At 70.7% G+C, this 12,428-nt stretch carries 13 protein-coding genes and 1 pseudogene; 8 read left to right on the top strand and 6 right to left on the bottom strand.

The genetic code is table 11. The features are described from left to right. Positions 1-100 precede the first annotated feature (100 nt). Positions 101-907, top strand: a complete 807-nt coding sequence (locus MXD59_RS16570) for a VOC family protein (RefSeq protein WP_248825617.1) — start codon at positions 101-103, stop codon at positions 905-907. A 195-nt stretch (positions 908-1,102) separates the two neighbouring features. Here MXD59_RS16570 and MXD59_RS16565 read toward each other — a convergent pair whose 3' ends face one another. Next, complete coding sequence (locus MXD59_RS16565) at positions 1,103-1,696, bottom strand: toll/interleukin-1 receptor domain-containing protein (protein ID WP_248825616.1); 594 nt, start codon at positions 1,694-1,696, stop codon at positions 1,103-1,105. 274 nt (positions 1,697-1,970) lie between these two features. Between MXD59_RS16565 and MXD59_RS16560 the strand changes: the two genes are divergently transcribed. From MXD59_RS16560 to MXD59_RS16555, 3 genes are all read left to right on the top strand, one after another. After that, entirely contained in the window at positions 1,971-2,486 is a 516-nt protein-coding gene (locus MXD59_RS16560) for a hypothetical protein (protein ID WP_248825615.1), read from the top strand. A 219-nt stretch (positions 2,487-2,705) separates the two neighbouring features. Then, positions 2,706-2,834 (top strand): hypothetical protein, encoded by a 129-nt coding sequence (locus MXD59_RS26520; RefSeq protein ID WP_283097002.1) that lies wholly within the window; start codon positions 2,706-2,708, stop codon positions 2,832-2,834. 216 nt (positions 2,835-3,050) lie between these two features. Continuing rightward, the gene (locus tag MXD59_RS16555) at positions 3,051-3,596 is read left to right on the top strand and encodes a GNAT family N-acetyltransferase (RefSeq protein WP_248825614.1); all 546 of its coding nucleotides are present in this window, start codon (positions 3,051-3,053) and stop codon (positions 3,594-3,596) included. 387 nt (positions 3,597-3,983) lie between these two features. Here the strand turns inward: MXD59_RS16555 and MXD59_RS16550 are convergent. Then, positions 3,984-4,865 (bottom strand): annotated as a pseudogene (locus MXD59_RS16550) (recombinase family protein); the annotation flags it as partial. On the opposite strand from MXD59_RS16550, the gene MXD59_RS16545 reads away from it, so the two are divergent. Beyond that, on the top strand, positions 4,790-5,482 hold the full coding sequence (locus tag MXD59_RS16545) for a nucleoside/nucleotide kinase family protein (RefSeq protein WP_248825613.1): 693 nt from the start codon (positions 4,790-4,792) through the stop codon (positions 5,480-5,482). The pseudogene MXD59_RS16550 and the gene MXD59_RS16545 overlap by 76 nt on opposite strands. A 127-nt stretch (positions 5,483-5,609) precedes the next feature. Here the strand turns inward: MXD59_RS16545 and MXD59_RS16540 are convergent, their stop codons facing one another. The 3 genes from MXD59_RS16540 to MXD59_RS16535 all read right to left on the bottom strand — a co-directional run bounded on the left by MXD59_RS16540 (position 5,610) and on the right by MXD59_RS16535 (position 7,397). Beyond that, entirely contained in the window at positions 5,610-6,449 is an 840-nt protein-coding gene (locus MXD59_RS16540; protein WP_248825612.1) for a class I SAM-dependent methyltransferase, read from the bottom strand. A gap of 554 nt (positions 6,450-7,003) precedes the next feature. Further along, positions 7,004-7,126 carry a hypothetical protein gene (locus tag MXD59_RS26515; protein ID WP_283097001.1) on the bottom strand — a complete coding sequence of 41 codons (123 nt, stop codon included), beginning with the start codon at positions 7,124-7,126 and terminating at the stop codon, positions 7,004-7,006. Beyond that, positions 7,119-7,397, bottom strand: coding sequence for a hypothetical protein (locus MXD59_RS16535; RefSeq protein ID WP_248825611.1), 279 nt, complete (start codon positions 7,395-7,397; stop codon positions 7,119-7,121). Before MXD59_RS16535 ends, MXD59_RS26515 begins: the two co-directional genes overlap by 8 nt. A 398-nt stretch (positions 7,398-7,795) precedes the next feature. Between MXD59_RS16535 and MXD59_RS16530 the strand changes: the two genes are divergently transcribed. Next, positions 7,796-8,332 carry a hypothetical protein gene (locus tag MXD59_RS16530; RefSeq protein ID WP_248825610.1) on the top strand — a complete coding sequence of 179 codons (537 nt, stop codon included), beginning with the start codon at positions 7,796-7,798 and terminating at the stop codon, positions 8,330-8,332. 69 nt (positions 8,333-8,401) lie between these two features. On the opposite strand, the gene MXD59_RS16525 is transcribed toward MXD59_RS16530, so the two are convergent. Continuing rightward, the gene (locus tag MXD59_RS16525) at positions 8,402-9,280 is read right to left on the bottom strand and encodes a MerR family transcriptional regulator (RefSeq protein WP_248825609.1); all 879 of its coding nucleotides are present in this window, start codon (positions 9,278-9,280) and stop codon (positions 8,402-8,404) included. 547 nt (positions 9,281-9,827) lie between these two features. Here MXD59_RS16525 and MXD59_RS16520 point away from each other — a divergent pair. After that, positions 9,828-11,021, top strand: coding sequence for an ABC transporter ATP-binding protein (locus tag MXD59_RS16520; RefSeq protein WP_504858355.1), 1,194 nt, complete (start codon positions 9,828-9,830; stop codon positions 11,019-11,021). A gap of 5 nt (positions 11,022-11,026) precedes the next feature. Next, positions 11,027-12,295 (top strand): ABC transporter permease, encoded by a 1,269-nt coding sequence (locus MXD59_RS16515; protein ID WP_248825642.1) that lies wholly within the window; start codon positions 11,027-11,029, stop codon positions 12,293-12,295. Positions 12,296-12,428 lie beyond the last annotated feature (133 nt).

Genomic DNA, 12,428 nt, shown 5'->3' with positions numbered 1-12,428 from the left:
TCAACGGTGTTGACGGCATCCCGCGCAGCTAATGCTCATAAAATGATCTGACGGATGTAGATCGCGAACGAGCCGGTACGTCTCATGGGAGGCTGCCCCCATGACGGACACGACCGGCTTCGGCGGCGGGCATCCGCGGCACGGCCAGCTCGGTTACCTGCAGCTACCAGCGGTCGAGGTGGCGGCGTCCGCGGCCTTCTACGGCGCGGTGTTCGGCTGGACGACCGAGACCGGCCAGGACGGGTTCACCGCACCGGGCCTCATCGGCCAGTGGACGACGCGGCGGACGCCGTCCACGGACGCCGGCGCGCTGCTGTGGCTCTGCGTCGACGACCTGTATCGGACGTTGCACCAGGTCACAGCACGCGGGGGAGTGGTCCGCACCGCGCCGTACCTGGACGGGGGCGAGCGGTGGCTGGCGGAGGTCGACGATCCGGCGGGTAACCGGATCGGGCTGGTCGCACCCGCACGGGTGACACAGCCGCAGACGCTGATCGCGGTGCGTGACGTCGAGGCGGCCAGCCGGTGGTATCAGGAGCTGCTTGGCCTGGTCAGCGACCATGGCGGGCCGCACTACGAGCGGCTGCTCGCCGACGGCACCCTCGTCCTGCAACTGCACCGGGACGAGACCGAACACGACCACGGCCGCATCCGCGACGCCACACAGCCGGTCGGCAACGGCATGCTCCTCTGGTTCGGCGAGACGTCCGACTTCGACGGTGTCGTCACCCGCGCGGCCGCGCTCGGCGCCGAGGTGGTCCGCGGCCCCGTGCGCAATCCGCCGCCGGGGGAGGGCAACGGCCCCGCCCACCGCGAGCTGTGGCTGCGCGACCCCGACGGCTACACCGTCGTCATCGCCAGCCCCGACGGCGAAGCCCACGAACCCGCCGCCCCGTCCGACCACTGACCTCTCACGTCCCGCCACCCCGTCCGACCACGGGATTCTCACGGGTGACGCCGTGCGCGCCGACCGACCGGCCGGGTGATCTATCCTCCTCATCCAACCCCTGCTCCGCGCCCGGCTCATTTCCACCGAGACAGCCAGTGCGATCAGCGGCGCGTTGGACCTGCTCGCCGCGCTCCGATCGTGGTGCATGGTGATCTACCCATCGGGGTCGGCCTCGATGATCCGCTCGCTCTCGAACCCGCCCTCACCGGCTACGCCCGCGTCTCCACTGCCGGCCAGAGCCTCGACCGCCAGATAACTCCGGGGGAGGGCCTGTCCTGGTACCCCGCCGGGGAAACCGGCCGAGACCCGGGCCGGGGCGGCCACCCCAACCGCTTCGAGGAGCCGGCGTCGTGCGGTGGGCTCGTCGACGCCGTGCAGATCCCGGTAGCCGATCGTGCCCAGCACCGCCGGGATCGCACAGTCCGCGACCCGCAGCGGGGTCAGTTTCCGCCCGGCCAGCGCCCCGGACCATTCCTGGGTGCACCAGTGCGACACGAAATACGCCGGCGAGCAGACCGCGACCGTCCGCGCCGCAGCCTCCATCTGCTCACTGATCCACACCACGAAGTTCTCCCCCGCCGGGGAGTCCCACGCCTGGATCCGCACCACCTGACCCGCGGCTTCCAACACCTCGGCGACCCACGTCGCCCACCCCTCATCCGCCCCCGTATACGACACGAAGACATCCACCCCACCCACCGCCGGTCGTGGTGCGGTGTGGCCGGCCGTCCGATCCCCCGCGCTCATAACCACCCACCCTGCCACCACCACCGCCACGAAACGTCACAACCCCGCCGCACAGCGAACAGACCCAGGCCGCCACCCCGCACACCCCTTCCACGCCGACACAGACCGGCAGGAGCAGGAACAGGCGGGGGCGGTCACACCGTCGGAACCCGCCGGTGTCTCGCGGCTGCGGACCCCGCAACAGCACACCCACCTGGCATCCACCAGCCCGGCCCCTGACGCGGGGTGCGGGAGCCGCCGGACAGTCCGCGGCCGCTGCCGCTACGGTGCCGGTATGTGGTGGCAGCGGCAGCGTCCCGGGGCGCCGCTGGACTCGGAGGTGGTGGCCCGTCTGGTGGCGGATCCGCGTGCCGTGCGGCGTGCCGCACGGCACGGCAACACCCCCAAGGCGGTCGCCCGGCGATACGGTGCCGCCGCGATCGCCCAGCGGGTGCTGCAGGCCACCGGTGATATCTGGATCGCTCCGGACGGGGCGCCGACCCCGACCGCGGCCGACGTTCTGGACGCGCTCGCCGGCCAGGCCCTCGTCCACCTCGTCGCCCTGCGCGCCGAGGTGGATGCCGAGGCCCGCCGCGCACCCCTGGCGGAGATGGCCGACATGTCCGCGGCCCTGGACGCGCTCTTGGCCGAGCACACCACACTGGAGGCCATCCAGGCCGGTCTGCTCGCGGTCGCCGTGCGCCTGGGCATCAGCCGGGAGACGCTGGCGGAGACTGGGACGATCACCGACGAGGTGATATGTGCCGTCGGAGATCGATGCTGGGCTGTCCGCCTGGCTGGCGCGGCTTAGGAACCAACCGCTGGTATCGATCGTCGAAAGTTCTGTCAGTTCCAGTGATGTCGCCTGTCCAACGTTGCCGGGTAGATCAGGCGCCCACCTCGAGCGTCAGGGGCGCTTTCCTCGAGCCGCATGGCCGTCTCGGGAAAAGCGGACCCGGGGTGGTGCGCGTGTCGTCGTGCGGGACACGTTTCCGCGCCACGCCTCCTCCCGGCTCGTTGGAGGAGAACCATGGCATCAACAACCTGGAACTGGCGGAGTGTTGGTCTTACCGAGGAGCAGGAACGACTGATCCGCGTCATCATCTGGATCATCGTGGTGATCGTGCCTATCGCGGTCCCGCCCCTGTACCAGATGTAGGCCGACGCCGGCGCCGCCGTCATCCCCCGAGGCGGCGGCGCTGCCTCTGCGTCACCAGGTGCTGGCGACGCAGACACCTAGTACTGATCAACGGGCACGCCGCACGCGCCTCACGCGGACCCGGCTCGTCGGGGGTCGAGAGGATTGCGTGCAGCGGCTGGCGCTAGCGGTGATCTAGGTCTTCGGTGATCGGTCTGCTGGTCGGCGGATCACCGGATGGCCTGGTGGGATGATCGTGGTGTGTTGGTGCGTCCGGCTGGTGTCGGTGATGTGGAACAGGTCGCCGAGGTGCATGTGTTGTCCTGGCAGGTCGGCTACCGGGGACTGTTGTCGCAGTCGCTGCTCGACGGGCTGCGTGCGGTGCAGCGGGTGCCGCGGTGGACGGCGGTCGTGGGGCAGGCGGCGTGGCCGGGCCGAGGTGTTCTGGTCGCCGACGACGGCGGTGAGGTGGTCGGTTTCGCGTCCCTGTATCCCAGCGCCGACCTTGATCAGGATTCGAGTGGGGTGGGTGAGGTCGGCTCGTTCTACGTGCTTCCGGCCGCGTGGGGGCGGGGTGTGGGAGGTCAGCTGATGGCGGCGGCGCTGCGCACGTTCGGCGCGGCCGGTTTCACCTCGGCGACGTTGTGGGTCCTGGACACCAACACCCGCGCGATCGGGTTCTACGCCCATCGGGGCTGGGAGCCCGACGGCGCGGTCCGCGACGACGCCGTAGGCGGGATCACGGTGCGCGACCTGCGGTACCAGCGGACGCTCACAGGCTGAGATATTCGCGGATCTTGCCGCGTACGTGGGGCGGGGGTCACCGAGGCGCAGGTCGAGGGTGGGGAACTGCTCGGCGATCTGCAGGGCGCTCAGGGGTGCGGTGAGGGGAGCGTCGGTGTAGCCGCGGTCGTCGTCGTACCAGCGGCCGGTCGGGTCGACGGCGCGGATGCGGGTGACGGTGCCGTCGACGACGTAGACGAAGCCTTTGACGTGGGGGCGGCGGGTGGGGGCGATGGGCCACCATTTGCGGTCGGCGTCGAGCTGGACTTTTTCGTTCTGGCCGGTTTCGCCGTAGCGGCGGTTGGTGTCCGCTTCGATCTTGCCGGGGCGGGTGTTGCGGTAGACGACGAGCACACAGTCGCGGCCGTCTTTGTGGGCGGCGAGGTGGCGGTACATCGTCGAGCGGCGCACGGCGAAGGTCTGGGCGATGTCGTCGACGGTGTGCTCGCCGGTGTCGTACATGTGCTGGGCCTGGTCGAGCTGACGCTGGCTGAGTTTGGGTCGCCGCCCGCCGACGCGGGCGCGGGCGGAGACGAGGCCTTCGAGGGTGCCCTCGACGATGGCTTCGCGGTCGAACTCGGCGAGCGCGGCCATCATCCGAAAGAACAGCCGGTCGATCGGGGTGGCGGTGTCGATGCCCTGCTCGAGCACGACGAAGTCCACCTGGTGGGTGTCGAACCAGGCGGACAGGTCCAGCAGGTGCTGATGGTTACGCCCGATGCGCCGTAGCCGGGTGACCACGACCTGGTCGCCCGGCGCCAAGCGCTCGAGGAGTGCGTCGAGGGCGGGTCGGGAGGCGAGCTTGCCGGAGATCTTCTCGATGACCTGCCCGTCCCAATGCCCGAACCATTCGCCGCCCTCCTGCTGGACGCCGAGGCCAACCGGGACAACATGACCACCGCCACGAACCCGGATAGCCGCTGGCTGTTCCCCGCCCGCCGCGCCGGCCAGCCACTGCACCTCAGAAGCCTGCTTGACCAGATCCGCGCCCTCGGGATCCCGGCCCAAACCGCCCGCACCGCCACGCTGCGCCAGCTCGTCCTGCAGGTTCCCGCCCCGGTCGTCGCCCAGGCCCTCGGCTACCACCCGACCACCACCAATGGCACCACGCCGACGCCGGCGGAACCTGGGCTCACTACACCCCCGGCGAGCACAGCCGATGACCGGGCGATTCCTCGCTACCGTCACGTCACATGATCGACGATCCTGCTTCGGAACCTTCCCGCAGCCGCGTCGTGAGCTCGCTCGCCGACCTGCTGCTGGGCGCATGCCCGGACCGGGTACTGCGCGTCGCGATCGACGGCCCCGACGCAGCCGGCAAGACGACACTGGCGGATGAGCTCGCTGGCACGCTGACCGACCGAGGCCGACCCGTCATCCGCGCCAGCGTCGACGGCTTCCACCAGCCCCAGACCACGCGTCGCCGCCGAGGGTCGCTGTCCCCCGAGGGCTACTTCCTCGACGCGTTCGACTACACCGCCATACGACGCCTTCTCCTGGACCCGCTGAGCCTGGCCGGTGACCGGCGCTACCGCACGGCCGCGTTCGACCATCTCAACGACTCCCCGCTCGACAGCCCCGTCCGCGAAGCACCGAGCGACGCGGTCCTCATCGTCGACGGCGTCTTCCTCCTCCGCGACGAGCTACGCGGCTACTGGGACCTCACCGTGTTCCTCCAGATCAGCCCCGCCGAGTCGCTACGCCGCGCACTGCAGCGTGACGTCGCCCTGTTCGGCTCGCCCGCCGCCGTCCGCGAACGCTACAAGGCGCGTTATCTGCCCGGCCAACAGCTCTACCAGGCCTCCGCCGCACCTCGAGACCACGCCCACGTGCTGATCGACCACGAACTACCCGAGGCACCCCACGTCCTGCGCTGGCCCGGGTGACGAGCTCCCAGCCGCCGGGAAACCTCCAGCACCCAGGTCAACCGACACATGGAGTGACACCCAGACATGAGGAGTACGCCGAATACGCGCCAGTCGAACACGCGACTCTGCCAGTCTCGCCCCCCAGTTACCCGGTGCGCTCGGCCGTGACCGCCAGGGTCACGTAGGGCATCGTGATGCTGCCGCCAAACACGTCGAACGCGGCGCCGAGACCGGCCAGCAGCTGGTTCAGCTGGGCTGTCGGGAGCTGGTGGTGGCCGCCGTGCGTGGGTACCTGGTCAAGCCAGTCGTCCCGGGAGTACGTCCGTTCCCAGCCGAACCGCCATTGTTCGGCGTCGCCGAAATCGCCGGCGGCTCGCATCCCGTCGACGGCCCTGGCGGCCAGCGAGGCATCCGCGTCGAGGGTGGGGGCCGCCCATGGGCTGAACGGCAGGTCGGGCGCGACGTGCCGGTAGACCGAGGCAAAGGCTTCGGCTATCTCGAGCGGGGGCGCGAAGGCGTTCCAGAACACGGTCAGTCGACCGCCCGGGCACAGTGCGCGTGCCGCGTTCGCCGCTCCCTTCGCCGGATCCACCCAGTGCCAGGACTGGCCGGAGACCACGGCGTCGAACGCCCGGCCCGCCGGCTCCCAGTCCTCGAACGCCGCGACCTCCACCTCCAGCCCGCCCCGTCTCGCGAACTCGGCCATCCGTGCATCCACCTCGACTCCCAGCACCTGGCAGCCCGCCGCGCGCAACAGGCGGGCCACGATGCCCGTGCCACAGCCGACGTCGACCACCCGCGGCCCGGGACTGGCCGCCACCACTCGCGCGATCAACGCTTCCGGGTAGCTCGGCCGCGTCCGGTCATAACGCGCGGCGTCGACGCCGAACGATTGCGCCACCCGCCGCGCACGATGCGGCTCGTTCGCGTGGCCCACGCCGGTCTGCGCGTCTACCAGGTCAGGCTCTCGCTTCAGCTCCGCCATGCGTCAACCCTAGGTTGACGGCAGGTCGGCGTCAACCTAGGATTGACGCCAACCTGCCGGTTCGACCCTCGGGCGTTACGAGCAGCCCGCGCGGTCGCCGGGCGAGCCATGGGATACGCGACACTCGACCGAGCATGATCCTCGATAAGCGGTCGGGCGGTCCGCACACCCAGCTCGCAATCAACGGCCAGTCAGCGGCGGGCCTTCAGGCGCCTCCGGCGACCACGGCAAGATACGACTGGCTCCGCCGGCCGTCACGTAGGAGCGTCGATCGCCCTTACGGCCAGTAACGATCATCGGTATCGATCTGGCGAATTCAGGTCACTCAAACACGCGACTCTGCCAGTCTCGACCCCGGTGATGGACGGCTCCGCACCACGGAAGGTGGCGCGTTCCACTGGGTCGGGTACCGAGCAGCCGCTGGCCGCCGGCGCTGCTCGACATCGGGATGATGGTCCGGGCATCCGTGATGGCGATGGCCAGCCCCTTGTACGTCGTCGCGGTGACCTGATCGGTGGCAACGAACTGGAGCCGACGTCCTGCTGGCGTGCCAGTCAGCCGCCGGCCTGGCGGACGCTCACGTACAGGTCGGCGCCGGTCCGGTTGGTGACGATCAGACGGTGGACGTGTGGGCTCATCTGGCCCGGGGGTAACTCGTAGGGGTCGCGGTCAGCCACGGTGCTCCTCGTCCAGCGCGCGGATCTCAGCCGTCCATGCGGAGATTCGGGCGAGCAGGGTGGCGCGGTCGTGGGCGTTGACGGCGTCCTTCGCGTCCCGCAGTTCGATGACCCTGGTCCACCAGCGCTGACGCTCGTCCTCGGTGGCGGCGCTCCGCGAGAGCTGCACGTAATGGGCCGACAGGTGGGTGGCGGTCTCGGTGGCCATGTCGTAGACCACGGAGGTGGGCACGTCGTCGGGGATGGTGGGGGTCGGGCTGTCCTCGGCCATGGAGTTCCTCTCGCCTTGTGCGTCAGAGAACATCGTTGACGTTCTTTCACCCGAGGGTGTCTTCGTCCAAGGCGGTTCGATCACCTGGCCGTCGCGGTGAGAAGTTAACGGCCCCGCTCCCCGAAGGCCGCCCCGGCTCTCGGAGGTTTCCATGCCCGAGGGTGGCAGTGCAGTCCACGAACCCGGCGCTATCCCGTCGGATGTCCCGAACCCCAGGCGGCGTGGTCTCGGCGGGAACCCGGCACCGAGTAGCTGCTGGTCGTGGTGCTGGCGGTCCGGGCACACAACCCGGCGTCAACCTGGCGGGAACCCGGCAACACCGCCGACCGCTGGCTGCCACCATCAGATCCGGGCAGCGTTATCCCGCCCGTATGAGCTCGCCCCCAGGAGAGCGCCGCATGAGCGACCTTGACCCCGCACGCCTCGGCCGTCTGCTGGCCCGCGCCTACCGGCCGGGGATCGCTTTGCCCACCGACCTGCTCGACCAGCCCGAGCTGCTGGACCTGCTCGCCCCGGGGCGCCCCCACGGCGACGGGGAGCATCCGGTGTACCGGGCGCAGCGGGCACATCGGCTCATCGTGTCCGCTGTCGCCTCGCTGCGTTCCCCGCACTGCGACGTGCTGCGGGCGCTGCTCGACCTCGAGGCGCCACCCGCCGGCCGCCGGATCACGCTGAACCTCACCGAACGCCGAGAACGCGCCGGAACCTACTTCAACGTCGCTGGTGACACCTTCCGGCGTCACCACGAACCCCGCCACACCCAGGCCCTGGCCGCGGAGATCTACAGCCGGCTCAAAGCCGCCGCCGACACCGCGCGACCCGCGCCGCCGGCGGCGCGGGAAGGCGGAGACGAGCTGACGATCCCCACACGAGAAGGGGTACCGCGGTCCGCACCGCCCGCCGCGTCCACCTTCACACCCCGGCCGTATGCCTGACCCCGCGGTGATGGACGGCTTCGCACCACGGAAGGTGGCGCGTCCCTCTGGGTGGGGTTCGGTGGGGTGCTACGCGCGGGTGACGGGCTGCTGGATCTCGGTGATCCAGGAAGCGGGGTCGGTGGGGGAGAAGGCGAGGGTGATCTCGCGGCCGGGGCCGGCGTCGCGGTAGCCGGCGTTCTCGATCCAGACGGCGAGGGCCTGGTAGGTGGGCAGGCAGTCGTCCATCGAACCCTCGTGGATGACGGTGGCCGCCTGCTCGACGGCGGGGAGATCCACGATCGTGACGCCGTCCGGCAGCGAGACGGCGGGCGAGGGCGAGGACGAGGACGCAACGGGGAAGGGGGGCGTGGTGGGGGAGGGGGCGTTGACCGGCAGGGCGGCGTGGACCTCCACGTGCTCGTCGTCGCCGGCCTCGACGTAGTAGGCGATCGCGGGGCCGGTGGGCTCCAGGGACGCCCGGGTCAGGGCGCTGGTGAGCCGGTCGTACAGGCCGCGGACGACCGGGCCGATCGACTGGGGCTCCATGCCGCGGGCGGTGCCGGTCAGTTCGGCGACCCGCGCGGCGGGAAGGGCCTTGATGGTGACATCGATGGTGGTCATGGTTCCCTCGCTCTCGATGGTTCGCAGACGTGCCCGTAGCTGGTCCAGGCGGGTGGTGTCGGCGGCGATCCGGGCGTGCAGTTCGGCCTCGCGTAGGCGCAGCATGCCGCGCATCTGCTCGGCGCTGACCTGCTCGTCCAAGAGCTGCGCCACCTCCGCCAGGGCGAACCCGAGCCCGCGGAGCGCGACGATGCGGTGCAGTCGGGCGAGCTGGGCGGCGGTGTAGGAGCGGTAGCCGGTGGCCTGGTCCACCCGGGCGGGGCGCAGCAGGCCGATCGCGTCGTAGTGGCGCAGCATGCGTACTGACACCCTGCCGTGGCGGGCGACATCTCCGATGCTCAACATGGTTCCACCGGTCTATGACCTCACACGGTGTCAGGGTCAAGCGTCCGTCCCCGTACCGCGGTCACGCCGCGTCGGTCTCGCCCCGCTTCCACCAGCAAGATAATCAACGGTGTTGACGACGTCCCGGCCAACCCGAAAACGATCAAGAACAAATAAGAACAACACGGAACAACCCCCTGCCCTCCAAGGGCTTGGTCTGGGCTGGTCGGGGGAGATCACTGCGTCTCTCGGTGGCCGGCGCGACACGATGGGTACCGCGGAGCGGGGACGCAGGGGCGCGGCCGCACGGTAGGGAGAGGTGTCGACGGGGTGCGTCGTCGGGGTGTCGGGTGGGTGATTCGTTGGCTCGGAACCTGCTGGTGGGGGCTTTGGATGGGGGGTGAGCCGGGAAGAGGATCGATCAGTCGGGGATGCCGTGAACGGGGCACGGCGGTACGGTGCGGTCGTCGTGGGCGATATCGGCTATAGCGGGTCCGTGAACAGGGTCGTCGCACCATCGGACGTCGGGACAGGGACGTCGGTGGACGGGCGGTGGAGAGGTGGGCGGATGGGCGACGGGCGGCTGGAGATTGATCGGGTGTCCAAGCGCTACGGCGAGGTCGTGGCGTTGGACGCGATGTCGTTCGAGGTGCGGGCCGGTGAGCTGTTCGGGTTCGTGGGCAGCAACGGGGCGGGCAAGACGACGACGATGCGGATCATTCTCGGGGTGCTCGCCGCGGACGCCGGTGAGGTGCGCTACGACGGGACGCGGCTGGATCTGGCCGTCCGGCGACGGATCGGGTACATGCCGGAGGAACGCGGGCTGTATCCGCGGATGAAGGTCGCCGAGCAGCTGGGGTACCTGGCGCAGCTGCACGGGCTTGGTCCGGCGGCGGCGCGTCGGGCGGTCGAACGGTGGACGGAGCGGCTGGGGGTCGCGCAGCGCCGTGACGACGAGGTGCAGAAGCTGAGCCTGGGTAACCAGCAGCGGGTGCAGCTCGCGGCGGCGTTGGTGCACGACCCGGTGGTGCTGGTCCTCGACGAGCCGTTCTCCGGGTTGGACCCGGTCGCGGTGGACGTGATGAGCGAGGTGCTCACCGAGCGGCGCGCGGCGGGGGTGCCGGTGGTGTTCTCCAGTCATCAGCTGGAGTTGGTGGAGCGGCTGTGTGACCGGGTGGGGATCGTGCGGTCCGGGCGGATGGTCGCCTGCGACACGGTGGACGCGCTGCGTTCGGCCGGCCCGGTCAGTCTCGTCGTGGACGTCCCTGGTGCGCCCCGGGGCTGGGCGGATGGTCTGGCGGGGGTGCTGGGGTGGTCGTCCGAGGGGGCGTCGACGGTGGTCGAGCTCGCGGCGGACGCCGACGATCAGGTGATCCTGCGGGCGGCGTTGGCGCTGGGTCCGGTGCGGGAGTTCCGTCGGCGCCGTCCGTCGCTGGCCGAACTGTTCCGCCAGGTCGTCGCCGACCCGGCCGCGCCCAGCCCGGACGCTCCCGTCGGCGTCAGCGACGAGGCCGACGGGAGCCCTGTGACCGTGGGCCCCACCGGGCGCGCCGTCTCCATTCCCGTGCCGTCGTCGTCGGTGGATGCCGTCCAGTCGCAGGAGCCAGGACAGGCGGGAGGGCAGGCGCGGGTGGGCGCACCTGAGCGGCCGGAGAGGTCCGAGCCACCGGACGGGTCCGAACGGTCGGTGTCCGGATCGTCGACGGCTTCGGCGCCGTCGGCGGGACCTGCGGGACCTGCGGGACCGGAGGGGGCGGCGTGAGCGGCATGGGCGGCGGTGGCGGTGTGGGTGAGCGTGGCGTGGTCGGCGAGCGGGAACTGGAGGCGGCGCCGGCGCTGGAGGGGGTGGGGTCGGCTCGGGTGCTGCGGCTGGTGGCGATGCGGGAGATCACGCTGCGGCTGCGGAACCGGGCGTTTCAGGTGATCACGGGGTTGTTCGTGGTGGCGATCGCCGCGACGGTGCTGATCCTCAACGCGGTGGACGGGTCGCCCCCGACGCGGACGGTGGCGCTGACGGCGGCCGACGGGCGGCAGGCCGCCTCGATCGTGGCGGCGGGGCGTTCGCTGGGCGAGAAGGTCCAGGTGCGCACGGTGGCGGACGCGGCGGCGGGGAGTCGGGCCGTCCTGGATGGGGATGTGGATGCGTTCGCGCAGGTCACCGCGTCCGGGAGTTATCGGGTGGCGGTGAAGGACGAGCTGGGCGACGCGCTCGGGTCGGTGTTGACGGTGGCGGCGCGGCAGACGGCGCTGGAGGGGCAGATCGCGTCGCTGGGTGGGGATCCGGCGACGGTGGGGCGGGCGGTCCAGACGGCGGGGGTGGCGGTGACGGCGCTGCGTTCGGATGAGGACCGGTCGGGGTCACGGTTGTTGCTGGGGATGCTCGCGGGCGGGCTGATCTACGTCTCGCTGATCACTTTCGGGCCGCAGGTCTCGCAGGGGGTGATCGAGGAGAAGTCGTCCCGGGTGGTGGAACTGCTGCTCGCGGTGGTGCGGCCGTGGCAGCTGATGGCGGGCAAGGTGCTGGGGATCGGCGTGGTGGCGTTGGCGCAGCTGACGCTGATCGGCGTGGTCGGGTTGGGGTTGGGGTTGGCCACCGGGCAGCTGGACATGCCGGCGGGGCTGGCGGTGGGGGCGGTGGCGACGGCGTTGCTGTGGTATCTGCTGGGGTTCGCGATGTACGCGCTGCTGTTCGCGGGGGCGGGGGCACTGGTCAGCCGGCAGGAGGACGCCACCGGGGTGACCATGCCGATCATCGTGGCGTTGATCATCCCGTACATGGTGGGGTTGACGGTGTTGCCGGCGTCGCCGGAGAGCACGCTGGTGCTGGTGTTGGCGATGATTCCGCTGTTCGCGCCGATCCTGATGCCGATGCTGGTCGGGGTGGGCGCGGTGGCGGCGTGGCAGGTGGTGGTGGCGGTGGTGCTCACGGTGGTGATGATCGTCGTGTTGGTGTGGCTGGCCGGTCGGGTGTACGGCAACGCGGTGCGACGTTCCGGTACCAGGATCGCCCTGCGTGATGCCCTGCGCGCCGGTTGACGTGTGGCGGGCGCGCGGGCTGTGCGCTGTGTGTCTCCGAGGGTGAGCCTTGCCGGGAAACGGGGCGTGAACGGGGGTCGGCTAGGTAGCATCCGGGGCGATCCAGGACGTCCGGCCAGGCCGTGCAGCGCCA

It is taken from the genome of Frankia umida, assembly GCF_023242945.1.
GTDB lineage: Bacteria > Actinomycetota > Actinomycetes > Frankiales > Frankiaceae > Frankia > Frankia umida.
This window is presented reverse-complemented; position numbering and strand designations above follow the sequence as displayed.